We start from the raw sequence: 24,051 nt of genomic DNA, 5'->3' as shown, positions 1-24,051 counted from the left end.
AATCTGCTTTCAATTCGTAGGCGTATTTTCGCCAATCGAGCGCAGGGCCAGTTGGGCCGCGGCAAGCCGGGCGACGGGAACCCGGAAAGGCGAACACGACACATAGTTGAATCCGGCCTTCCGGCAGAAGGCGATTGATTCGGGGTTACCGCCGTGTTCACCACATATCGAAAGCACAAGATCCTTTCGTGCTGCACGGCCGCGATCGGCCCCGATCTCGAGCAATTCTCCCACACCCTCGGTGTCGAGCGTGTGGAAGGGATCCTCGGGGTAGACCCCCTGCTGCACATAGGCCGACATGAACCGCCCCGCGTCGTCGCGCGAGAGCCCGTAGGTCATCTGCGTCAGGTCGTTCGTCCCGAAAGACAGGAAGGCCGCATGGGGGGCGATCTCGCCCGCCCTCAGGGCGGCGCGCGGGGTCTCCACCATGACGCCCAGCCGGTAGGTGAAGTCGCGCCCGCGCTCGGTTCGCACGGCAGCGGCGACGGCGTCGATCCGGGTCTTCACCAGCTCCACCTCGCGCTTGGCCGAGACGAGCGGGATCATGATCTCGGGCACCACCGGGGCGCCCTCGCGGCTGGCCGCCAGCGTCGCCTCGAAGATGGCGCGGGCCTGCATGTCGTAGATTTCGGGGATGGTGATCCCGAGGCGCACGCCTCGCATGCCCAGCATGGGGTTGTATTCCCCCATCCCCTCCACCCGCCGGGTCACGGTCGAGAGCGGCAGCGACAGCGCCTCGGCCAGCTCGCGCAGCCCGTTGCGGTCGGAGGGCAGGAACTCGTGCAGCGGCGGATCGAACAGCCGGATGCAGACCGGCAGCCCCTGCATGATGCGGAACAGCTCGACGAAATCGTCGCGTTGCATCGGCAGCAGCCGGTCCAGGGCGGTGCGCCGGTCCTCCGGCCGGTCGGCAAAGATCATCTCGCGCATCACCGTCAGCCGGTCCGCCTCGAAGAACATATGCTCCGTCCGGCAGAGCCCGATGCCCTCGGCGTTGAAGTTGCGCGCGGTCTGCGCGTCGGCGGGCGTGTCGGCGTTGGCGCGGATACCGATGTCGCTCTCCGCCTCGGCCCAGGTCATCAGCGCCTGGAAGGCCTCGTCCTGCGCGGCCTCCAGCAGGGGCGCCTCCCCGGCCAGCACCTGCCCGTTGGTGCCATTCACCGTGATCACGTCGCCGGCGCGGAACCGGCGACCGTCCCCGGCGGTCAGCTGTTCCTTGATCAGGTTGAACTTCAGGTCGCTCGCCCCCACCACGCAGGGCAGGCCGAGGCCCCGGCCGATCACCGCTGCATGGCTGGTAATCCCGCCGCGTTCGGTCAGCACGGCCACCGCCGCATGCATGCCCCGGATGTCCTCGGGCGAGGTCTCGCGGCGCACGAGGATGCAGGGCTCGCCCCGGGCGGCCGCGGCCTGCGCCTCGGCAGCAGAGAAGACGATGCGTCCGGCGGCCGCGCCGGGGCTGGCAGCGATGCCCTGCCCGATGACGTCGCGCGGCGCGTCCGGGTCCACCTGCCGGTGCAGCATCTCGTTCAGCGCCCGCGGCTCGACCCGCAGGAGCGCCTCCTGCCGAGGGATGATCCCCTCCTGCGCCAGTTGGACCGCGATCCGCACCGCGGCACGGGACGACCGCGGGATTCGCACCCCGTCCAGCACATGGACCTGCCCGTTCTCGATGGTGAACTCGGTCTGCATCTCCTCGCGCAGCTTGATCCGCATCAGCCGCGTGTGCGCGATCAGCTGGTCGAAGGCCGCTGGCGCCAGTTCCTCCAGCGAGGGCCCGCGCGGATCGCGCGCGAGGAAGAGCGAGGAGGCCCCGCCCGCCAGCGCTTCCCGACCCTGGCTCTGGCTCAGGTAGCGCCCGGTGATCTTCGGCAGCCCGGTGGCGGAACTCACCAGCTGGATCACGCCCGAGCCGCATTCCCCCTGCCCCAGCCCCAGCGCCATCTCCTGCACCACGAGGCCAAGCCCCGCATCGGCGGGCGCGCCCTTGGCCTGCCGCAGCAGCCGGGCCGTCGTCCCCTCCCAGGCCCGCGCCATGGAGCGCAGAACCGCCGCCAGCTGCACGCCCGGATCCTGCGGGAAGACCTCCTCGGTCTCCTCCTCGTAGGCCTCCAGCACCGCCTTCAGCCCCTCCGGGCCCTCCATCTCCAGCCCGTCGAACATGTCGGGGTCGAGACGGGCCACGTGGATCGCATAGGCCTGCACGAACCGGATGTAGAGCCCCGTCGCCGCCGGTTCGCCCAGCTTCTCGCAGAGCGCGGCATGGCGATCGTCATTGATGCCGATGTTCAGCACCGCCCCCGGCCCGCCCCAGTCCGGGTCCTCCGAGGAGGGCCGCACGCAAAGCAGCGGCGCCGGTCCGAAGGGCGCCAGCAGGCGCTTGACGTCAGGCAGTTCCCCGGCGGCGATCCGGTGCACCTCGTCGAAGGAGAGTGCAACCGTCAGCGGCACGGGAAGGTCGAGGCGCACAAGGCGCTGCAGGCATTTCGCACGCCCGCCATGCTGCGCCACGGTCAGGGGCGCGGTCGGGGTGATCAGGGTCATCTCGGGCTGCTGCACTGCGGCACCTCTTTTCGGCGCAGAATACGCGCCGCGCGTCACGAGGCAAGGAAAACTCCCCGCGCTGCCCCGGGATCATCCATTGTTCCGAAATATCCTCGGGGGGAATTGTCCCGCGCGCAGAGCGCGGGACAAGGGGGGCAGACAGCCCCCATTGCCCTGTTTCAACAGGAGAATCCTGGCGCGTGACCCGATCCGCAGGGGGCCGGGCCCGAGGCGGATCAGCCCTCGATCCGGGTCAGGTCGGCCACCGCCAGAACGGTCGAACGGATGGTGGACAGCAGGTTCAGGCGGTTGCGCCGCACGACCTGGTTGTCGCTGTTCACCTGCACCGCCTCGAAGAAGCCGTCGATCGGGGCGCGCAGGTCGGCCATGACCTGCATCGCGCCTTCGAAATCTTCCGCCGCCACGGCCGCGTCGATCTTGCCCTTGGCCCCGTCGAGCGCGGCAAAGAGCGCCTTCTCCTCGTCGGTCTCGGCGAATTTCACGTCGGCCCCGAACTCGTAGGAGACGCCGTCCTTCTCCTCGGCCTGGGTCAGGATGTTGTTCGCCCGCTTGAAGCCCTGCACCAGGTTGACGCCGTCCTCGGTGGCGAGGAAGGCGCCAAGCGCCTCGGCCCGCTTCACCAGCCCGACGAGGTCGTCGTTGCCCGGCATGGCGAGGCAGGCGTCGATCACGTCATGGCGCAGCCCCTGATCGCGCAGGTGCACCTTGAGGCGGTCGTGGAAGAAGGAGAGCAGGTCGGCAGCCGCATCCGGCACGCGCGCCTTCAGCGTGTCGAGCAGCGGCGCCTCGCCGTTGAGGCGGTCCATCACGGTGCGCAGCGCCGCGCCGAAGACGCCATGCTTGGCGATCTCCTCGACGAGGTCTTCCAGCGCGGCCAGTTCCGCCGCTGCCGCGCCATCGGCCTGCTTGATCTCATGCCGCACCAGCTGTGCGCCGAATTGCGGCTCAAGCGCCATGCGAGCCTGCGATTCCAGCAGGATACGGATCACGCCGAGGGCGGCACGGCGCAGCGCGAAGGGGTCCTTCGAGCCGGTGGGCTTCTCGTCGATGGCCCAGAAGCCGGTCAGCGTGTCCAGCTTGTCGGCCAGCGCCACCGCCTGTGCCACGGCACCGCCGGGCACAGCGTCGGAGGGGCCAAGCGGCTGGTAGTGGGTCTCGCAGGCCTCGGCCACCTCGGCCGGCAGGCCTGCGGCCTCGGCGTAGTAGCGGCCCATGAGGCCCTGAAGCTCGGGGAATTCATAGACCATCTCGGAGGAGAGGTCGGCCTTGGCGACCTTGGCCGCCTGCTCGGCCAGCGCCGGGTCCGCACCCACGAAGGGCGCGATCTCGCCCGCCAGCGCCGCGATGCGCCGCACCCGGTCGGCCTGGCTGCCCAGCTTGTTGTGGAAGGTCACGTTTTCCAGCTGGTCCAGCCAGTCGGTCATGCCAGCCTTGGCGATCCGCAGGTCGTTTTCCCAGAAGAACTTGGCGTCTGACAGACGCGCGGCCAGCACCTTCTGGTTGCCCGCGAGGATCGTCACGCCGTTGTCGGCGGTTTCGCGGTTGGCCACGGTGATGAAGCGTTCGATCCGCCCGGTCTTGGGGTTCTTCACCGAGAAGAATTTCTGGTGTTCCTTCATGGAGGTCTGCAGCACCTCCGGCGGCAGGGCGAGGAAATCCGCCCCGATCTCGCCCATCAGCGCCACCGGCCACTCGACGAGGCCCGCGACCTCGGCCAGCAGGCCTTTGTCCTCGACCACGTCGAGGCCCTGCGCGAAGGCGAGGTTGGTGGCCTCCTGCCAGATGTGATCCGCGCGCTCCTGCGCATCCAGCACGACGAAGGCGCGCTTCAGCTTGGCGGCGTAGTCGTCGAAGGAGGTGACGGTGAAGCTGGCGGGCGCCATGAAGCGGTGGCCGCGGGTGCTGTTGCCCGTCTTGATACCCTCGATCTCCATCGGCACGACAGAGGCGCCGGCCTCGTCGGTCAGGATGCAGAGGATCGAATGCAGCGGGCGCACCCACCGCAGCGGGCCTGCGCCCCAACGCATCGACTTGGGCCATGGGAAATTGCGGATCGTCGTCTCAAGCACCTCGGCCACGATCTCGGCCGCGGGGCGGCCCGGGGTCTCGATCACGGCGACGTAGACCTGCCCCTTCTTGTCGTCCTGAACCTTCAGGTCCTCACGCGATACGCCTGCGCCACGCAGGAAGCCTTCCAGCGCCTTTTCCGGGGCGTCGACGCGCGGGCCCTTGCGCTCTTCGCGCCGGGTGGGGCTTTCGGCCAGCAGCCCGTCCAGCGCCAGCGTCAGGCGGCGCGGCGTGTGGAAGGCGGCGGCCCCCGCATAGGTCAGACCGGCCTCGACGAGACCATCGGTCACGCGTTTCTTCAGGTCCTCGGCGGCGCGAGCCTGCATCCGCGCGGGAATTTCCTCGGAGAAGAGTTCGATCAGGAGATCGGGCATGTCGGTTCATCCAGCCTGCGTGGGGCGCCTTGCGGGCGCGTTGCGGTCGGGAATAGCGAAGGGGGCGCGGAGCGTCCAGAGACCGGTGCGGAAAATCCCGCCCTTGCGGCCCCTTCGCGGGTGTCCGGGCCCCGCGCAGGGGGCGTGGGCCGGGTAGCAGGCGGGCGTTAGGCCGCCTGCCGGGGCGTCACTCGGCCTCGGGGGCCTCGATCATGTCGACACGGGTGGCGTGACGGCCGCCTTCGAACTCGGTGTTCAGGAAGGCATCGACGATCTCCAGCGCCAGCCCCTCGCCCACGACGCGCGCGCCGATGGAGAGGATCTGCGCGTCGTTGTGGGCGCGGATCATCTTGGCCGAGAAGGTGTCGGAACAGACGCCGCAGCGGATGCCGGGCACCTTGTTGGCGGCCATCATGATCCCCTGCCCGGTGCCGCAGAGGATGATCCCCAGACGGCAATCGCCCGAGGCGACCTTGCGCGCCGCGGCGGCGCCATGCTTGGGGTAATGGGTGCTCTCGGGCGTGGTGGGGCCGATGTCGACGGCCTCCCAGCCCTGCGCGGTGATATGGGCGGCGATCGCCTGCCGCAGCGGGATCGCGGCGTGGTCGCTGGAAAGAACGATACGTTTGGATACGGTCACGAGAGGCCCCCGGTCTGTGCAGATGTCAGCGGGAGGCGCGGCAGATCGGCTCTCCCTCCCGCGCCGCCTACCGCATCGGGCCGCGTCACGCCAGCATTCTTGCGCTTTGCGGCCTGCGGCCATGGCGCACTCCGCGGGTCGCAGGCTCCTGCCCCCCGGGCACAGGCCCCGCCCGGTGCGTCAGCCGATCTGGGAGGCCATCCGCCGGGTTGCGCCCTCGGCCTTGGCCCGGGCGCGGGCGGCCAGCGTGGTGACATCGTCGCCTGCACGGGCGGGCACGACGCGGTAACGCGCCTCGACGAAGCAATAGACCGCGAAGGCCACGAGGCCGAGCGCAAGCGCCGCCAGCAGGACCTGCCCGTAGGGTTGGGCCCGCACCGCCTCGAAGGCGGTGGTCATGCCGCCTGCCTCGCTGGGGTCCGAGGTCAAGCCCGCGTAGACAAGGAACCCGCCGATGATCGCGATCACGATGCCATGGGCGATGAGGCCCGCCTTCACCACCGGGTCCAGCTTGCGGCTGGTGGGGGTGGCCCGCATGTGTGCCTTGTACTTCTCCTTCAGCGCCTTCAGGCCATAGTAGCCTCCGGCCCCGATCGCCACGAGCCCCGCCGCCATGACGAGCCACTTGCCGAAGGGCTGTTGCAGCAACCACGAGGCCAGCGTGCGGGCGCTGTCGCCGCCCCCGCCGCCCGCGCCCATGGCAAGCCGGGCGGAGGTCACCGCCAGACCGGCGGACACCCCGCCCGAGAAGGTCTGGCCCAGGCGGGCGACGATCCCCTTCAGATCATGCCCCCGGCGTTCAAGGTCCATGAAGGCACAGATGAACCGCCAGATCGCATAGGCGGCAAAGCCCGCGCCGAGGACCCAGAGCAGCAGCGGACCAAAGCTTTCGCCGCGCAGGGTGGCGAGGGCGGATTGGGTATCCTCGGTCTGCCCGCCGGTCAGCGCGGCACTGAACACGAGGCCGCCCAGCAGGGCATAGGTAAGGCCACGGGCGGAATAGCCAAAGCGCATGGCGGGCACGACCCAGGCGGGGGCGCGGTCTTGGGACATGATACGTCTCCTCCGATCGGCGCCCGGGTCGGGCGCGGCAGGGCGCGGATGCGCGGAACACGGACGGCAAACGGACGGCGATAGGGCCTGCGCGTCACATGCGGGTCTGATGATCTTGGGGAGACAATGATCGGGGGCCCTGACCGGTTCCCTCCTGCGGGGGATCGGGCCGGACAGGACCGGGCGCCCGGCGGCACCCGGCTGCACCCGGCTGCGGCACCCGGGTCCTCAGGCGGCCGTCAGGGGCGCTCGGGGCTCTCGGGCGGCGTTGGGCAACCGGCGGGGGCCGGCTCTCCATCGAAGACGACGGCGCCACAGGCGTTGATCTGGTTCCACGCATAGCCGCGCCCATCGGGCATGACGGCAATCACCCGGTCGATCCCGTAGTGGAGATCGCTGCGCGAGAGATAGGCCTTGGCCCGCCCGCTCTCCAGCGCGGCGCCGATCTCCTCGGCGTCGTAGCAGTCGAACCAGCCCGGCGCGACCAGCGGGTCGGCGGCGGGATAGGCCTGAAAGCGTGAACCGAGGCCCTCGACCGGCTCATCAAGGATGAAGCAGGCGCGGTAGCGGATCGGCGAACTGTCGGCGTCGATGGCGCGAAAATCGGAATAGGCCACGGGCTGCACGGCGCCCGACGGCGCGGTCAGCACCACGTCGTCGACACCGTTCGGCACCACGTCTTCGTAGAAGGCATAGACCTGCGCGTAGTAGACACCACCGCCCACCAGCAGGGCCGAGATCACGATGACCGCGGCAAGGATCTTGCCGGTCACGCGGCGGTACCCTCCGGGGTCCAGCCGCCCGCCTCGGTCTGCACGAAGGCATCGGCGCATTTCTTGGCCAGAGCCCGGACGCGGCCGATATAGGCCTGCCGCTCGGTGACCGAGATCACGCCGCGCGCGTCGAGCAGGTTGAAGAGATGCGAGGCCTTGATGCACTGGTCATAGGCCGGGTGGGCCATGACGATGCGCTTGCCGGTCTTGGGATCGTCGTACTCCTGCGACAGGATCGCCTCGCATTCGGCCTCGGCCTCCTCGAAGTGCTTCAGCAGCATCTCGGTGTTGGCCACGTCGAAGTTCCAGCGCGAATATTCCTGCTCGGTCTGGCGGAAGACATCACCGTATTTCAGCGCGATCGGCGCCTGCGGATCATTGAAGGGCATGTCCATCACGTGGTCGATGCCGAGCACGTACATCGCCAGACGCTCCAGACCATAGGTCAGCTCGCCCGAGACGGGGTGGCAGTCATGGCCGCCGACCTGCTGGAAATAGGTGAACTGCGACACTTCCATGCCGTCACACCAGACTTCCCAGCCGAGGCCCCATGCTCCGAGCGTCGGGCTTTCCCAGTCGTCCTCGACGAAGCGGATGTCGTGCATCTCCATGTCGATGCCGATGGCTTCGAGCGAGCCGAGGTAGAGGTCCTGAAGGTCCGGCGGGCTGGGTTTGATCAGCACCTGATACTGGTAGTAATGCTGCAGCCGGTTCGGGTTCTCGCCGTAGCGGCCATCGGTCGGACGGCGCGAGGGCTGCACATAGGCCGCCGCCCAGGACCGCGAGCCGAGCGAGCGCAGCGTGGTGGCCGGGTGGAAGGTGCCCGCCCCGACTTCCATGTCGTAGGGCTGCATGATCGCGCAGCCCTTGGACGCCCAGTAACCCTGAAGCCGCAGGATGATCTCCTGGAACGAGCGGGGTTTGTCGCTGCTTGCCACCATCTGATGCCACCTTCACCGGGGGCGCGGCGGGGCCGGAGAGGCCGCAACCGCGCAGGAAATTGTCGCCGCCCTACCTATTGGGCGGCGCGGTCCGGGTCAATCAGCCGCTCACGCATTATTTGGTCGCGCAGGGGGGGAGATTTGGTAGAACCGGGATCAACACTTGTAAAAAGACGCTGAGCAGAGGCCCTTTTCCATGATCCGAATTCTTCTCACCCTGCTCGTGGCAGTGACGCTATTTGCGCGCCCGGCCGCGGCCCAGACCGTCGCTCCGCAGGAGGACGCCTGGGTGCAGATCGAGGCCCAGCCAAGCCTGAACCGTGCGCTCGAGGTCGCCCGGGGCTATGCCGCCCGTCTGCCCGACGTGAACGGCTTTGCCCTCGGCAGCGGCTGGTACGCCATCGCGCTCGGCCCGTACTCGCAGGAGGAGGCGAGCGATCTGCTGCGCACCCTGCGCGCACGGGGCCAGATCCCCCGGGATTCCTACGTCGGCTTCACCTCGAACTACCGTGACCGGTTCTACCCGGTGGGCGGTGGCGCCCTGACACAGGATGCGCCCGTGGCCCCTGCCCCCGCGCAAACGGTCGACACCACGACGCTGGAACCGCAGCAGCCCGAGACGCCGGCTGTCGTGGAGCCCGAGCCCGAACCGGCCCCGGTCGAGGAAACCGTCTGGCAGGCCCGCCAGAGCGAGCAGCTGCTGACCCGGGTCGAGCGTGAGGAACTGCAGATCGCGCTGCGCGACGCAGGCCACTACAATTCCACCATCGACGGCGCCTTCGGCAACGGCACCCGCAACGCCATGGCCTCCTGGCAGGCGGCGCAGGGCTACGAGGTGACGGGCGTGCTGACCACCCGCCAGCGGGAGGCGCTGCTGCGCAGCTACTACGCGATCCTCGAAGGCCTCGACATGCAGGTGGTGCGTGACGAACGCGCGGGCATCGCCCTGAAGATGCCCACCGCCATGGTGGCCTTCGACCGCTACGAGGCGCCCTTCGTCCATTTCGAGGCCACCGACGGCGGCCCGCAGAAGGTTGTCCTGATTTCCCAGGCGGGCACGCAAGACACGCTCTTCGGCCTCTATGACATCCTGCAGACGCTGGCGATCGTGCCCGTCGAGGGCCCGCGCGAACGCGGCAGCAGCAGCTTCTCGATCGAGGGCACCAACAGCGAGATCACGACCTATGTGCAGGCGACGCTGCAGGACGGCCAGATCAAGGGCTTCATCCTCGTCTGGCCCGTGAACGACGAGACCCGCCGCCAGCGGATGCTGCAGGAGATGACCCCGAGCTTCGCCCGCCTGCCCGGCGTGCTGGATGCCGCCGCGGGCAACGAGGCGGTGCAGGACATCGACCTTGTCAGCGGGCTGGAAATCCGCCGTCCCGAACTGTCGCAGTCCGGGTTCTTCGTGGATGGTGCGGGCCGCGTGGTCACCGCCGCCGCACCGCTGGCCGCCTGTGGTCGGATCACCCTCGACTACGACCACCCCGCGCGGATCGTGGCGACCGATGCCAGCGGCCAGATCGCCCTGCTGGAGCCCGAGGAACGGCTGGCCCCGATCGGTGTCGCCGCCTTTGCCGAGGGCCCGGCCCGGCTGCAATCCGCCGTGGCGGTGGCTGGCTACTCCTACGAGGGGGTTCTGGGCGCGCCGACGCTGACCTTCGGCCAGCTGGCCGATGTGCGCGGCCTCGACGGTGAGGCCGGCGTGAGCCGCCTTGCGCTCGAGACCCGCCCCGGCGATGCCGGTGGCCCGGTGCTGGACGAGCGCGGCGCGGTGGTCGGGATGCTGCTGCCTGCGGGCGATGGCACCCGGCAGTTGCCCGAGAACGTGAGCTTCGCCGTGGATGGCAGCGCGCTGCGCGCGGCGCTCACGCAGGCGGGCGTGGCGGTAGAAGCCTCCGTCGCGAGCGCCGCGGTGCCGCCGGAGGACCTGACGACGCAGGCGACGGGCCTGACGGCGCTGGTGTCCTGCTGGAAGTGAGCCTGTTTGCGGGATGAGACGGGGCGGCCTTCGGGCCGCCCTTTTTCGTTGGGGCGGTTGGTAGGGTGGTCACATCGCTGGAAACCTACCGTCCAGCCCCCCCTCTTGCGCAAGGAGCGACAGATTGGGGCAGCGCGCCGATCGCGGTGCATTTGCGATTTGAGTGGAAGCCCCTGCCAAGTGCTTGCTGCCCACCTCTGGCCTTCGCTTAGGGCAGCGCCGCCCCAGGGGGGGCGGGTCGGCGCTGCCCGGCCTCACGGCCGGGCGGAACATTCCGAGGGGACTGCGTTTTTGCAGTTGTGATGAGGGCCTCAGCCCCCCCCTCACGCGCGCCAGAAATTCACCGTCAGCAGCGCGTAGACCACCATCAGCTCCAGCCGCCCCACCAGCATCGCGATGGCCAGCAGCCATTTCGCCGTGTCGTTGAGCGTGGAGAAATTCCCCGCCGGTCCGATCGTATCGCCCAATCCGGGGCCGATGTTGGCCAGGGCCGTGGCGGCGCCGCTCAGGGAGGTGACAAAGTCGAGCCCGGTCAGGGCAAGCGCCACGGTCAGCACCCCCAGCGAGACGATGAAGAAGACGAAGAAGGACATCACCGAGGAGAGCACGTCCTCGGGGATCGGGCGCCCGTCGTAGCGCGCGATGAACACGCCGTGGGGCGTGTGGATGCGCCGGAACTGCGCGCGCAGCGAGGAGAGCAGGATCTGGTAGCGGAAGATCTTGACCGAACAAGCGGTGGAGCCTGCACAGCCGCCGATCAGCCCCGCGAAGAAGAAGAGCGTGATCGCGAAGCCGCCCCAGGCCATGTAATCGACCGAGGCAAAGCCGGTCCCCGACAGGATCGAGACGATGTTGAAAAGCGCCTCGCGCAGGCTCTGCTCCCAGTGGTGCGGGAAGATCGTCAGCAACACGAGGAAGAGCATCCCCGTCAGGGCAAAGATCGTCCAGGCAAAGCCGCGCACCTGCACGTCCGAGAACATCGCCCAGCCCTGGCCGTTGATCATCTGCACGTAGCGCACGAAGGGCAGCGCGGCGAGGATCATGTAGAAGGAGGCGGCGTATTCCATCGGCCCCGAGAAGGCCCCGAAGGAGGCGTCACGGGTCGAGAAGCCGCCGGTGGAGACCGTGGTCAGCGCATGGACCGAGGCATCGAAGGTGCCCATGCCCATGACGAGATAGGTGAAAGCGCAGGCCAGCGTGATGCCCACGTAGATGACCGAGATCTGGCCCGCGATTGCGGTGGCGCGAGGCAGGATTTTGCCCATGGTCTCGAAGGCCTCGGAGCGGAAGATCTGCATCCCGCCGACGCGCAGTTCGGGCAGGAAGACCATCGCCACGACGATGATCCCGATGCCGCCCAGCCATTGCAGGATCCCGCGCCAGAGCAGCAGCCCCTTGGGCAGGTCGTCGAGCCCCGAGAAGACGGTTGAGCCGGTGGTGGTCATGCCCGACATCGCCTCGAAGAAGGCATCGACGAAGCGCGCCTCGGTCGCGCCGAGCATGAAGGGCAGCGCCCCGAAAAGCGGCAGGGCAATCCAGACCAGCGTCGCCAGCAGGAAGGTCTGCTGCAGCGTCAGCCCCTCCTTCTTGGAGTTCTGGCAGGCGAGCGCCAGAACCGTGCCCGAGAGCAGCGTGAGCACCGCGCATTCCGCGAAGACAGGCCAGTGGCCCCGGCCCTCGGCGATGTCCACCGCAAGGGGCGGCAGCATGGTCAGGCCAAGGCAGGCCACCAGCAGGCCGATCACGTATCCGACGGGTCTGATATCAAACATGAAGGGCAGGGTTGGAGGTGTTGATGGGAAAGGTCAAGCGGCGCGTGGGCGGAGGGGCGGGGGACGGGGGGCTGTCTGCCCGCCGGGGCCAGAGGCCCCTCCCCCCGAGGATATTTGGGAACAGTGGATGGATCAGGCGGGCAGCGGGGTGAGGCCGCCGATCTCCTCGATCAGGCGGAGAACCTGCGGCAGGCCGTCCCCGGTCTTGAGGTTGGTGAAGACGAAGGGACGCGCACCGCGCTGGATCTTCGCGTCGCGCTCCATCACCGAGAGGTCGGAGCCCACGTAGGGCGCGAGGTCCGTCTTGTTGATGACGAGGATGTCGGACTTGGTGATCGCCGGGCCCCCCTTGCGCGGAATTTCCTCGCCCGCGGCCACGTCGATGACGTAGATCGTCAGGTCCACCAGTTCGGGGGAGAAGGTGGCCGACAGGTTGTCGCCGCCCGATTCCACCAGCACCACGTCGAGGTCCGGGAAGCTCTCGCGCAGCTTAGCGATGGCGGCGAGGTTGATCGAGGCATCCTCGCGGATCGCGGTATGGGGGCATCCGCCGGTCTCGACGCCCATGATCCGGTCCGAGGTCAGCGCCTGCATGCGCACCAGCGCCTCGGCATCCTCCTGCGTGTAAATGTCATTGGTGACCACCGCGATGGAGAGGTGATCGCGCAGCGCGCGGCAGAGGTTGGCGGTGAGCGTCGTCTTGCCGGCGCCGACCGGGCCGCCGAGGCCGATGCGGAGGGGACCGTGGGGCGAGGACATGGGCGAATTCCTTTCAGGACCGGAAGAGGCGGGTCGCCTGCGTCTCGTGACGCATGGCGGCGATGTCGATGGATAGCGCGCAGCTGCCGATCTCGTCCAGCGGGGCGGTTTCCGCCTCGGCCGCCAATGCGGCGCAGGTCGGCAGCAATGCCATGACTGCGCGCTGCCCGTCGGTCTGGCCGAGGGGGACGAGGCGCACGGCGGCGGAGGCGAGGTTGGCGGCGAAGGCCTGCAGGTAGAGCCGAAGCGTGTCGGCCAGCGGCAGCCCCTGCCGGGCCGCCGCCGCGCCAAGCGCGACCGGATAGGGCATCGGCGGCAGGTCGTAGCCGTAGAGCGCATTGACCGTCTCGGCAAAGGCGCGGCCCTGTTGCTCCGTCTCCAGCAGGCGTTCGGCGGAGGGAGCCAGTGCGGCGGCAAGCTCGGCGATTTCGGCCAGTTCTGCCGGATCGGCCCGGTAGCCATGGGCGAGCAGGATCGCGTCCGACCGCCCTGCCCCGAGCCGCAGCGCGGTCTCCAGCCAGCCCTCCAGCGTGGCGCGGTCCGAAACCTCGCCCGCGTGGACGGCATATTCGAGCCCGTGGGAATAGGCGAAGGCCCCCACCGGGAAAGCCGGAGAGAGCCACTGGTGCAGCAGCATGGCCGCGTCAGTTGTCATGATCGTGGTCGTGGTCGTGGGAATGCGCGTGCGCTTGGCTGTGGGAATGCCCACTCGAATGCCCATGGGAGTGCCCATGGGAGTGACTGTGCGAATGGCTGTGCCCGTGGTCATGGGAGTGGCTGTGCCCGTGATCATCGCCGTGGGAGTGGCCATGGGTGCGTCCCATGCCATAGGCGCCGCCTTCGGGCGTGAAGGGGGCGGTCACGCGATGCATATGGGCCCCGAGGCGCGACAGCATGTCGGCCATCACCCGGTCCTCGCGGATCAGCAGGCGGGTCGGCTCGATCTGGCAGGGGGTGTGCCGGTTGCCGATATGCCATGCGAGGCGCACGAGCGCGGAAGGCTCGGCCAGGATCTCGATCAGCGGTTCGGGGGCGGCAAGGACGCGGATCAGCGCGCCATCTTCCCTCGCGAAGCAATCCCCTTCGTCGAGGGAGAGCGTCTCGGGAAGATCGACGAGGACGCGGGCGCCGCCTTCGGTCGTCAGGACCTTGCGGCGCAGGAAGCGAGCCTCGTAATCCAGCGTGACCGTGTCAGCGACGGGTGTGTCGGCAGCAACGGCGCGCAGGACGGAGCGGGCGGGGGGCAGCTGGCTCATGCCGTGCCCCCCATCCGAAAGTCAGGTCGACCTGAATTCAGAGATAGAACAGGTCGCGGAAGACGTAGGCCGGGATCTCGTCGCGGGTGATGCCCAGCTTGGCCAGCTCGTCGTCCGATTTCGCGTTCAGCGCGTGGATCTGGTCGATGCGGGCGCGGCGTTCCAGGTAGGCGTTGAAGCCCTGGCCGATAGCCGCGAAGAAGTTGTCCAGTTTGCCACGTGCCGGTGCAGCGTTGGTTGCGATTGCCATTGTGTGCCTCTTTGAAGTCCGTTGGGTTGCGGGTGTGTTCCCCTTGGTCTTCAAAGTAGGTCAGCAGCGGTGACATGAGTACCTCCAATGCGACAGCCCCGCCATGCATTTGCTGCATCGCAGCACGGATTTTGCTGCGACTGCGAAATGAACGGGAAATTTCTTTGCGCCCTGCCCCGGCAGAACGCGTTTTTTCTTGCTCGACCGACATATCTGTCCGTTTCTCGTGGCTGCGGTTTGCCTGTTCGGGGTGCGACTCAGAACAGGAAATAGCGCTGCGCCATCGGAAGTTCGGTTGCCGGTTCGCAGGTGAGCAGCTCACCGTCCGCACGGACCTCGTAGGTTTCCGGGTGCACCTCGATATGCGGCAGCGCGTCGTTGAGCTTCAGATCCTTCTTGCCGATCTGGCGGGTATTGAGCACCGCGACGGTCTCCTTGGCGAGACCATAGCGGGCGCCCACGCCCTCTGCCTGTGCGGCGGCAGAGACGAAGACCACGGCGGAGTTTTCGACCGCGCGGCCGTAGGCGCCGAACATTGGCCGGGAATAGACCGGCTGCGGCGTCGGGATCGAGGCGTTGGGATCACCCATCTGCGCCACGGCGATGGAGCCGCCAAGCAGCACCATCTCGGGCTTCACGCCGAAGAAGGCGGGCGACCAGAGCACGAGGTCGGCGCGCTTGCCCTCCTCGATGGAGCCGATCTGATGCGAGAGCCCGTGCGCGATGGCCGGGTTGATCGTGTATTTCGCGATGTAGCGGCGGACGCGGAAGTTGTCGTTGTCGCCGGTTTCCTCGGGCAGGCGGCCGCGCTGCTTCTTCATCTTGTCGGCGGTCTGCCAGGTGCGGATCAGCACTTCGCCCACGCGGCCCATGGCCTGGCTGTCGGACGCGATGATCGAGAAGGCGCCCATGTCATGCAGGATGTCCTCGGCCGCGATCGTCTCGCGCCGGATGCGGCTCTCGGCGAAGGCGACGTCCTCGGGGATCGACTTGTCGAGGTGGTGACAGACCATCAGCATGTCGAGGTGTTCATCGACCGTGTTGCGCGTAAAGGGCCGCGTCGGGTTGGTCGAGGAGGGCAGAACGAAGCTTTCGCCGCAGATCTTGATGATGTCCGGCGCGTGGCCGCCCCCTGCCCCTTCGGTGTGGAAGGCGTGGATGGTGCGGCCCTTCATGGCCTTCACGGTGTTCTCGACGAAGCCGCTTTCGTTCAGCGTGTCGGTGTGGATCATCACCTGCACATCGTAGTCATCCGCGACCGAGAGGCAGCAGTCGATGGCGGCGGGCGTGGTGCCCCAGTCCTCGTGCAGCTTCATGGCACAGGCACCGGCGCGGATCTGTTCCTCCAGCGCGGCGGGGAGCGAGGCGTTGCCCTTGCCCGCGAAGGCGAGGTTCATGGGGAAGGCATCCGCCGCCTGCATCATGCGCATCATGTGCCATGGGCCGGGGGTGACGGTGGTGGCCAGCGTGCCGTGGGCCGGGCCGGTGCCGCCGCCCAGCATGGTGGTCAGGCCGGAATGCAGCGCATCCTCGATCTGCTGCGGGCAGATGAAGTGGATGTGGCTGTCGAAGCCGCCTGCGGTGAGGATCTTGCCCTCGCCTGCGATGACCTCGGTGCCGGGGCCCACGATGATGTCGATGCCGGGCTGGGTGTCCGGGTTGCCCGCCTTGCCGATCTTGTGGATACGCCCGTCGCGCAGGCCGACGTCGGCCTTGTAGATACCGGTGTAGTCCACGATCAGCGCATTGGTGATCACCGTGTCCACGGCGCCCTGCGCGCGGGTGGCCTGGCTTTGGCCCATGCCGTCGCGGATCACCTTGCCGCCGCCGAATTTCACCTCTTCGCCATAGTAGGGGCTGTTGCCGCCCGCGACCATGCCCGCATATTCCGCGATCAGGTCGCGCTCCACCTCGATGATCAGGTCGGTATCGGCCAGACGCAGACGGTCGCCGGTGGTGGGGCCGAACATCGCGGCATAGTCACCGCGCGAGATTTGGGTGGGCATTTCGTCTCCTTCGGGCGTCGCGGTCGCTCTGGTGAGCCCGCAGTATATCTTGGGGGCCTCGGGGCGCTGAAAGGTCAGCCGTGCGAGGCAGTTTTACGTGTCACCTCGAGCATCGGCCGGGTCGAGCCGCGCCGGGCGGGCAGCACCACGGACCAGGCAGGAGGGACTGCCCCAAGGGGCCCCATCCGCGCAGGGCCCGGGTCACACGGTCAGCTGTCATCCGAGGGCTTCGGCGGCATGGCGGGCGGCGCGGCAGGCGCGCGACGGCGCGGCGTCGACTTGGCGGCTGTCCGGGTCGCGGCGGGCTTGGCCTTCGCGGGGCTCTTCGGTGCGGCCGTGGCCTTGGCCTTGCGGGCCGCGGGTTTGGTCGCGGGCTTGGCGGGCTCCGGCGTGGCCACAGCGGCAGGCGCGGCCTCGGCGGGGGCCGTGGCGGCCGGCTTGACGACCTTGCGGGGGGCGGTCCGGGCGGCGGGCTTGCGCTTGGGCGCGGCGCGCGGCGCCGGGGCAGGCTTGGGCGCTTCGGCAGTGGCCTCTGCCGCGAGGGTCTGCATCAGCACCATCGGATGAGAGCGCAGCGCCGTGCGCATCATGCTGCGACCGGTGCGCAGGTTATGCTCCAACTGGCGCGCCGCTGCTTCGAACATCGCGGTTTGCAGGCTCATCGCCGTTTCAAGGAAATACATCGCCGTCCCTCCGTATCTGCCCTTCGTCATTCAGGTGTCGCGGCCTGTCCGGCCGCGATGCAACGCGCGCCCTCCCCTCGGGCGCGGCGCCTTTCTGTCAGAGGTCGCCCATGACCTTCTGATTGAAGCCATAGATTTTCCGCGCCCCACCGATGGGGATCAGCGAGACCTCGCGCCGCTGGCCCGGCTCGAAGCGCACGGCCGTCCCGGCCGCGATATCCAGCCGCATGCCGCGCGCGATGCCTCGGTCGAAATCCAGTGCTTCGTTCGCCTCGGCGAAATGATAGTGGCTGCCGACCTGCACCGGGCGGTCGCCGGTGTTGGCGACCATCAGGATGGTCGCCTCCTTGCCGGAGTTCAGCGTCAGGCTGCCCTCGGCCGGGAACAGTTCACCGGGGATCATTTGCGGCCCTGAAGAAAGTCGTTGCGCGATTTCGCAGGCACCCGCACGGGGATCGGCCTGAGCTGCGGTTGCGGTGCGAGGCCGAGGGCCTCTGCCAGTTTCCGGATCAGTTCCTGCATTCTCTGTTCCTTTCTCGGACAGTTAGCGGATCGGATTGTGGACGGTGACGAGCTTGGTGCCGTCCGGGAACGTCGCCTCGACCTGAACCTCGTGGATCATCTCGGGCACGCCCTCCATGCATTGCTCTGCCGTGATCACCTGGGCGCCGGCCTGCATCATGTCCGCGACGGTCCGGCCGTCACGGGCGCCCTCGACCACGGCATCCGTGATCAGGGCGATCGCCTCCGGGTGGTTCAGCTTGACGCCGCGCGCCAGCCGCTTGCGGGCCACTTCGGCGGCCATGGCCACCAGCAGTTTGTCCTTTTCCCGGGGGGTCAGTTGCATGTCAGATCGTCCATGTTCTTGGCAGGGAGGTACCGGACAAAACCTCGATCGCGGGGATCAGGTTCCGGCGCAGGTCAAATCCGTCCGGCGCGATGGCGCGGGCGAAGAGCAATCCGGGCCGCACGAGGCTGGCCGCACCCGCCTGCCCCAGCGCCGCGCGCAGGGGGGCGAGCTTCAGGTCGGCATCGGGGGCCGCGAAGATCAGCGTGGCGATGGCCCGGCAGCCCGGCGCGACACCGGGGCGGGCGAGAATGTCCTCGATCGGACCCGAAAGGCGCAGATTGTCCGCAAAGATCAAGCGATCCCCGCGCCGGATGCGCCACTGGTCTTCCAGATGTGCGGTTTTCACACGCTCGCCCATGGCGAGCCGCCCCAGCAGAAGCGGTTCCACGGCGAGGAACCGGGCGTCCGGGGCCAGCGAGACGTCGATCCGGCGCTGCAGGCGGGCCTGATCGAAGACGATCGTCTCCTGCGGCAGCCAGTCCAGCCGCGCCCCACCGGCGACATCCAGACGGGTCATCATGCGCCCCGTCTCGCCGGGCTGTGCACGATAGATGCGTTCCGCCGCCTGCGACGTCATCACGAGATGCGCCCCCGCCTCTGCCCTTGCGTTCAGCGTGAAGCGGTCCCCGCCGGTGATCCCGCCGGCCGTGTTCAGGAACACCGCCTGCAGGGCCGTTTCGCGGGTCTGGGGGAAAAGCGCCTTGAGGGAGCCGCCGACGCGCAGGTCGGAAATACGGGACCGCCCCCGGGCCTGCTTGACGGACAGGACGAGTTCACCGCGCGCTCTTTGCGCGCGCGGGAGCATCTCTGTCAGGCGTCGAGCGGCTTCTGCGGTGATGGCGGCATCCTCCTTTGATGGGAGAGTGACCCATACTCGAACGGATTGGGAGAGGAAAAAACGAGCGCGCCCCCGTTGACGCAGCACCCGCCGGGCGCGCCGCCGCAATCCTGAGCACTGCGCCCCGCCCCCGCCATGGGCGCCCCCCGTGCCGGAGCGGCGCCACGCCCCGACTTCAGCTTCAGCCGCCAAGCCCTTCTGCTGTCGCGATTCTCAATCCCGGCATTTTACCGGAAGGAATTCGACACTCAAAAACACCCCTGAACAGGGCGGCGCCATTACGCAGGATTTGAGAATCAGTTAGCTGTCGATTCGCTATTTTTCGGGAATGGAATTTACCCTTGGTTTTCCATCGGATCAAAAATGCACGCACAGGTTGATTAATTCGAGCCACATTTTCGACATTTTTCAGGCAGATTGCCCCGCTGACCGGGAACAATCAGGCGCACGATGCCGCATTAAATCACATACTTATATCAAAAAATGCTGATTTATTGGCCTGCGCCCAATGCGGGCAAAAATGTGTCGAGAAATGGACCAAACATGCTACGAATTCGAGGCCGGTCAATTTGGCCTGCGCCATTGGGGAAAAGGGAGTTCCGCTCAGTCAACCGATTTTAGCCGGCCGCAGTGGTCGGACGCATTTTCTGGCTAGTGAAATTTGAGAAATCCTTTTGCGTGCCGATTCCGGCGCCCCGATCTTTGCATGCCATCGACATGGCCAATTCATTGGAGACAGTCATGAAGTCACTTACATTGATCGCCAGTTCGGCAAGCGTCATCGCGCTGATGGCTTCTGCTGCAATCGCAGACAACAACACGGCCTTCCTCTTCCAGGAAGGCGGCGCCAACAGCGCCCTGATCGACCAGACGCAGGGCAGCGACAACTTTGCGGGCTGGTACAACGATCCGGCCAGCGGCGTGACGCAACGCGGCGACGAGAACGCGCTGACGATCCTGCAATCGGGCGATGGCAACTACGCCGGCGCGCGGCCGGGCCTCGACTTCGGCTCGATCCTGCAGGACGGCGCGCTCAACACGTTGGAGATCACCCAGTTCGGCGACGGCAACGTCGCGATGGTCGTGGACCAGAGCTCCGGCGCCCTGTCGAGCCTCCTGCCCGGCACCGCGACGACGAACTCCGCCACCCTGGAGCAATCCTCGGACAGCAACGTGGTGCGCCACATCAGCCAGAGCTACGTGAACGCCCCCGGCGCCATCAAGAACGAGATGGAGATCACCCAGACCGGCGGTGATACCAACCGGATCAACCTCGCCCGCCAGAACGGCCACACGAACGACATGGTCCTCACGCAGGACGGGACCCTCAACCGCATCGCGACGGCGCGCCAGACGGGCAGCCTGAACGTAATGACCGCGACCATCATGGGCAGCGAGAACGGCCTCGGTTCGCTGGCAGGCTTTGCCGCCGTGACCGGGGCAGTCAGTTCCACCCTGGTGCAGGAAGGCATCGGCAACCAGATGGAGCTCACCATCAATGGCCGCCCGTCGATCCCGGTGCCCGATGAGAACCAGTTCGGCATTTCGCAGTTCGGCAATTACAACACCGTCAATGCCGTCAACCTCGACAGCAAGCGCGCCAATGTCGGCATCTACCAGAACGGCGACGAAAACGAGGTCCAGCTCTCGGCGATCCAGGGCAACGACAATACCGTCGGCATCATCCAGCTGTCCTACGACAACTATGCCGAGGTGGAAATCGTCGGCGGCAACAGCACCGGCAACAGCTTCCTGATCGACCAGAACGGCGTTTCGAACGATGCGAGTGTCAGCATCGACGGCAACAACAACGGCGACGGGCTGGTTTACGGCGATCCGCTGACCGGACAGGCCCTTGTGGCAGCCAGCTTCAGCGCCAACTGGGAGCGCGGCGTGGTCCGGCAGTTTGGCGTTCTGAACGTGGCCGAGCTGATCCAGATCGGCAGCGGCAATACCTTCGGCACGCTTCAGGAAGGTTCTGACAACAGCATCACCGGCAGCCAGAACGGCGTCAACAACCAGGTCGCCGTGCTGCAACTCGGCAATGGCAACAGCACCACCTACAGCCAGATCGGCACCGGCAATAACGCCGGCATCGTCCAGTAAGTTTCCAGTCTTGTCCCGGGTCTGATTGCTGACCCGGGCCTCTGTTTCCACAAAAATTTGGGAAAATACCAATGAAGATCAAGAGCATTCTGATGGCCTCGAGCAGCGCGCTCGTCCTGACCGGCGCGGCCGCCATGGCCGACAACAACGACGCGCTGCTGACGCAGGACGGCACGGGCAACGCGGCACTGATCGACCAATCGCTGGCCAACGACTCCGACGCCGGCGTGGACGGGGCACTTGTCGGGGGCGTGACCCAGACCGGCAACGACAACGAACTCTCCATCACCCAGGTAGGTGGCTACAACAGCGCCGGCAGCAACATGGCGGCGGCAGAAGTCTCCCAGACCGGTGACGACAATGAAGCCATCGTCTCGCAGACCCGCACCACCGCCACCGGCACGGACCCGGGGAACAGCATCAACGTGCTGACCCAAAGCGGCGACGACAATATCGCGACCGTCACCCAGACCACCGGAGAGAACGCGAACATCGCGAATGTCCGCCAGACCGGTTCGGGCGGCAACGAGGCCACGGTGACCCAAACGAACACGGCCACCGGCACCGCCTCCTATAACAACAACCAAGTTGCCATGGGGACCGGCACCCTGAACGGTGTCATCCAGGATGGCGGCGACAACACCGCGGTCGTGACGCAAGACGGCTATCAGCACCGGCTGCAACTGCTGCGTCAGAGCGGCAACGACAACAGCGCGACGATCTCGATGTCGGGCGTTGGCGTGGGTGTGCCGAACTTCGAGCCCGACGCGGCCGCCTCGGGCGCAACGGCGCGCCGTATCCTGCAGACCGGGAACGGGAACCAGACCGAATTGTCGCTGAGCGGCTACCGCGCGCAATATGGCGTCACCCAAACCGGTAACTCGAACTTCGCCACCGGCATCGTCGTCTCCGGCGATCAGAGCCAGGTTGGCGTCGGCCAGATCGGTGATGACAACGTCGTGGCCCTGAGCCCCGTCACCGGCGACCGCAACATCACCGGTTTCAATCAGACCGGCGACACCAACTTCGCCAGCACCAGCATCAGCGGCAACGACAACCTGACGCTGACCCTGCAGACCGGCGACGCCAACGTGGGCTACGTCACCGTGACCGGCGACACCAACGACAGCGACATCGACCAGCAAGGCGTCTCGAACTACGCGTCGGTCAATGTGAATGGTGACGACAACACGGCCGACATCCTTCTGGTCGGCGACAACAACAGCGGCACCACCACGCAATCGGGTGACGACAACATCGCCACCATCGACGTCGACGGCGACGCCAACGGCTCGTCCATCACCCAGACCGATGATTTCAACACCGCCAGCATCGACGTCGTCGGCGACTACAACACCTCGACCGCGACGCAGACCGGCTTCGACAACGTCGGCGCGATCGGTGTGGAGGGCAACTCCAACGGCTCGTTCCTGACGCAGACCGGGGATTCCAACGATGGCGCCATCGCCGTCACCGGCAACTTCAACGGCTCCACCATGACACAGTCCGGTGATCTGAACGAAGGCGAGATCACCGTCAGTGGCGACGCCAACGGCTCCACCGTGACCCAGACCGGCGACGAAAACGACGGCTTCGTGGTCGTGGGTGGCAACTACAACACCTCCGTCGCGAACCAGACCGGCGACGACAACATCGCCATGATTGACGTTCTGGGCGCGTCCAACGGGTCCTTCGTCACGCAGACCGGCGTCTCGAACGACGGCTTCGTGGACGTGGATGGCGATGGCAACGGCACGACCGTGACCCAGACCGGCATCGGCCACGAGGCAGACGCCCTGATCGACGGCAACAGCAACGGCACTACGATCTCCCAGTTGGGTGGCCTGCCGCTCCTCGGCGGCAGCACCGCGCTGGTCGACGTTGAGGGCGATGCGAACACCTCGATCGTCACGCAGGATGGCGTGGGCCATGACGCCAAGGCCTACGTGGTCGGCTCCAGCAACTTCACCAACGTCGGCCAGACCGGCGGCGGCAACGATGCGGACGCCGAGATCACCGGCGACGCCAACACGACGCTGATCACCCAGTCCGCTCTGTTCAACAGCGCCGAAGCGCTGGTCGACGGCAACGGCAACCTGACCACGATCGACCAGACCGGTGACCTGCTTTCGGGCCTCAACGAGGCTCTGGCGGATGTCGATGGCCACGGCAACACCACCGACATCACCCAGGACGGATCGCTGAACGAGGCCGAAGCCCTGATCGCGGGCAACGGCAACACCTCGAGCGTGAGCCAGACCGGCAACCGCAACGACGGCTTCGTGACGGTCAACGGTTCGGGCAACCTGTCCACCACGACCCAGTCGGGCTCGCGCAACTACGCGCTCACCGATGTGGCCGGCAACGGCAACACCTCGATCCTGGACCAGGTGGGCACGCAGAACGAGGGCACGCTGCTGATCGACGGCAACAGCAATATCAGCGACCTCGATCAGGACGGCGAGCGCAACGTCGCTCTGGCGGATATCTTCGGCACCGCAAACACCTCGGCCCTGACCCAGTCCGGTTCGCGCAACAACATGCTGCTGACGGTTACCGGCTCCGTCAATGACTCGGACATGAGCCAGGACGGGCGGTTCAACGTCGCAACAGGCACCGTCGCAGGCAACGGCAACGCGCTGACCACGGTCCAGGAGGGCGATTACAACGTGCTCGCAGCCACCCAGACCGGCGATTCGAACACGCTGACCGTCTCGGTGACCGGCGATCAGAACAACTACACCAATCCGGGCGGCCTCGCTGGCCTCCTCCTGCCCGCCTCCTCCCCGGCCTTCTCGGGCACTGCCCTCGCCGCCAACACCGGTGGCCTCGACAAGGGCGCCCTCGTGCAGGTCGGCTTCAACAACGGGCTGAGCCTGACGGTCATGGGCGACCTGAACAGCTTCGCCACGCTGCAGGACGGCAATTCGAACGGGATCACGGGCACGATCACCGGGGATGGCAACCAGGCCGTCGTCACTCAGGTCGGCAGCTACAACACCGCCTCCTTCTCGCAGGTCGGCAGCGGCAACAACGCAGGCATCCTGCAGTAACGCCTGAAGACAAGAAGCCCCGGCGCGCAAAGTTGCGCCGGGGCGATCCGCTGCCCGGCAGCATTTCAATGCCGGGCAGTGCCC

At 67.1% G+C, this 24,051-nt stretch carries 21 protein-coding genes; 3 read left to right on the top strand and 18 right to left on the bottom strand.

What is annotated here, in order from left to right:
* Nucleotides 1-9 precede the first annotated feature (9 nt).
* The 6 genes from LCM32_RS17225 to LCM32_RS17200 form a co-directional block, all read right to left on the bottom strand.
* Nucleotides 10-2,544, bottom strand: a complete 2,535-nt coding sequence (locus LCM32_RS17225; protein ID WP_224822333.1) for a putative PEP-binding protein — start codon at nt 2,542-2,544, stop codon at nt 10-12.
* Nucleotides 2,545-2,780: 236 nt separating this feature from the next.
* The gene (gene glyS / locus LCM32_RS17220) at nt 2,781-5,006 is read right to left on the bottom strand and encodes a glycine--tRNA ligase subunit beta (protein ID WP_224822332.1); all 2,226 of its coding nucleotides are present in this window, start codon (nt 5,004-5,006) and stop codon (nt 2,781-2,783) included.
* Nucleotides 5,007-5,193: 187 nt separating this feature from the next.
* On the bottom strand, nt 5,194-5,646 hold the full coding sequence (gene rpiB / locus LCM32_RS17215) for a ribose 5-phosphate isomerase B (RefSeq protein ID WP_224822331.1): 453 nt from the start codon (nt 5,644-5,646) through the stop codon (nt 5,194-5,196).
* Nucleotides 5,647-5,826: 180 nt separating this feature from the next.
* Nucleotides 5,827-6,699 (bottom strand): DUF1206 domain-containing protein, encoded by an 873-nt coding sequence (locus LCM32_RS17210; protein WP_224822330.1) that lies wholly within the window; start codon nt 6,697-6,699, stop codon nt 5,827-5,829.
* 239 nt (nt 6,700-6,938) lie between these two features.
* Nucleotides 6,939-7,472, bottom strand: a complete 534-nt coding sequence (locus tag LCM32_RS17205) for a DUF6446 family protein (protein ID WP_224822329.1) — start codon at nt 7,470-7,472, stop codon at nt 6,939-6,941.
* Nucleotides 7,469-8,413 carry a glycine--tRNA ligase subunit alpha gene (locus LCM32_RS17200; protein WP_224822328.1) on the bottom strand — a complete coding sequence of 315 codons (945 nt, stop codon included), beginning with the start codon at nt 8,411-8,413 and terminating at the stop codon, nt 7,469-7,471. The genes LCM32_RS17205 and LCM32_RS17200 overlap by 4 nt, the downstream gene beginning before the upstream one ends.
* Nucleotides 8,414-8,609: 196 nt before the next feature.
* On the opposite strand from LCM32_RS17200, the gene LCM32_RS17195 reads away from it, so the two are divergent.
* Nucleotides 8,610-10,394: a trypsin-like peptidase domain-containing protein gene (locus LCM32_RS17195; RefSeq protein WP_224822327.1), complete on the top strand. Its 1,785-nt coding sequence runs from the start codon at nt 8,610-8,612 to the stop codon at nt 10,392-10,394.
* A 323-nt stretch (nt 10,395-10,717) separates the two neighbouring features.
* On the opposite strand, the gene LCM32_RS17190 is transcribed toward LCM32_RS17195, so the two are convergent.
* From LCM32_RS17190 to LCM32_RS17140, 12 genes are all read right to left on the bottom strand, one after another.
* A complete protein-coding gene (locus LCM32_RS17190; protein WP_224822326.1) occupies nt 10,718-12,166 on the bottom strand; it encodes a TrkH family potassium uptake protein in 1,449 nt (482 codons plus the stop codon).
* Nucleotides 12,167-12,298: 132 nt separating this feature from the next.
* Nucleotides 12,299-12,925: an urease accessory protein UreG gene (gene ureG, locus LCM32_RS17185; protein WP_224822325.1), complete on the bottom strand. Its 627-nt coding sequence runs from the start codon at nt 12,923-12,925 to the stop codon at nt 12,299-12,301.
* Between the two features lie 13 nt (nt 12,926-12,938).
* Nucleotides 12,939-13,580 (bottom strand): urease accessory protein UreF, encoded by a 642-nt coding sequence (locus LCM32_RS17180; RefSeq protein WP_224822324.1) that lies wholly within the window; start codon nt 13,578-13,580, stop codon nt 12,939-12,941.
* Complete coding sequence (locus LCM32_RS17175; protein WP_224822323.1) at nt 13,570-14,181, bottom strand: urease accessory protein UreE; 612 nt, start codon at nt 14,179-14,181, stop codon at nt 13,570-13,572. The genes LCM32_RS17180 and LCM32_RS17175 overlap by 11 nt, the downstream gene beginning before the upstream one ends.
* Nucleotides 14,182-14,218: 37 nt before the next feature.
* Nucleotides 14,219-14,431 (bottom strand): hypothetical protein, encoded by a 213-nt coding sequence (locus LCM32_RS17170; RefSeq protein WP_224822322.1) that lies wholly within the window; start codon nt 14,429-14,431, stop codon nt 14,219-14,221.
* A gap of 257 nt (nt 14,432-14,688) precedes the next feature.
* Nucleotides 14,689-16,437 carry an urease subunit alpha gene (gene ureC / locus LCM32_RS17165; protein ID WP_224822321.1) on the bottom strand — a complete coding sequence of 583 codons (1,749 nt, stop codon included), beginning with the start codon at nt 16,435-16,437 and terminating at the stop codon, nt 14,689-14,691.
* Nucleotides 16,438-16,646: 209 nt separating this feature from the next.
* Nucleotides 16,647-17,120, bottom strand: coding sequence for a hypothetical protein (locus tag LCM32_RS17160; protein ID WP_224822320.1), 474 nt, complete (start codon nt 17,118-17,120; stop codon nt 16,647-16,649).
* A 97-nt stretch (nt 17,121-17,217) separates the two neighbouring features.
* Nucleotides 17,218-17,523, bottom strand: coding sequence for an urease subunit beta (locus LCM32_RS17155; RefSeq protein ID WP_224822319.1), 306 nt, complete (start codon nt 17,521-17,523; stop codon nt 17,218-17,220).
* Nucleotides 17,520-17,642, bottom strand: a complete 123-nt coding sequence (locus tag LCM32_RS22005) for a PA1414 family protein (RefSeq protein WP_261397799.1) — start codon at nt 17,640-17,642, stop codon at nt 17,520-17,522. The genes LCM32_RS17155 and LCM32_RS22005 overlap by 4 nt, the downstream gene beginning before the upstream one ends.
* Nucleotides 17,643-17,664: 22 nt before the next feature.
* Nucleotides 17,665-17,967 carry an urease subunit gamma gene (locus tag LCM32_RS17150; protein ID WP_224822318.1) on the bottom strand — a complete coding sequence of 101 codons (303 nt, stop codon included), beginning with the start codon at nt 17,965-17,967 and terminating at the stop codon, nt 17,665-17,667.
* 1 nt (nt 17,968) lies between these two features.
* Nucleotides 17,969-18,775, bottom strand: a complete 807-nt coding sequence (locus LCM32_RS17145; protein WP_224822317.1) for an urease accessory protein UreD — start codon at nt 18,773-18,775, stop codon at nt 17,969-17,971.
* Nucleotides 18,776-19,425: 650 nt separating this feature from the next.
* Nucleotides 19,426-19,590, bottom strand: coding sequence for a hypothetical protein (locus LCM32_RS17140; RefSeq protein WP_224822316.1), 165 nt, complete (start codon nt 19,588-19,590; stop codon nt 19,426-19,428).
* Between the two features lie 7 nt (nt 19,591-19,597).
* Between LCM32_RS17140 and LCM32_RS17135 the strand changes: the two genes are divergently transcribed.
* Nucleotides 19,598-20,914: a hypothetical protein gene (locus tag LCM32_RS17135; RefSeq protein WP_224822315.1), complete on the top strand. Its 1,317-nt coding sequence runs from the start codon at nt 19,598-19,600 to the stop codon at nt 20,912-20,914.
* A 71-nt stretch (nt 20,915-20,985) separates the two neighbouring features.
* Nucleotides 20,986-23,967, top strand: coding sequence for a beta strand repeat-containing protein (locus LCM32_RS17130; RefSeq protein WP_224822314.1), 2,982 nt, complete (start codon nt 20,986-20,988; stop codon nt 23,965-23,967).
* The last annotated feature ends 84 nt before the right edge of the window (nt 23,968-24,051 follow it).

The sequence above is a fragment of the Pseudooceanicola nanhaiensis genome (assembly GCF_020171315.1).
Lineage (GTDB): Bacteria > Pseudomonadota > Alphaproteobacteria > Rhodobacterales > Rhodobacteraceae > Pseudooceanicola > Pseudooceanicola nanhaiensis_A.
The sequence above is the reverse complement of the archived record's forward strand: the minus strand, read 5'-3'. Positions and strand labels throughout refer to the sequence as shown.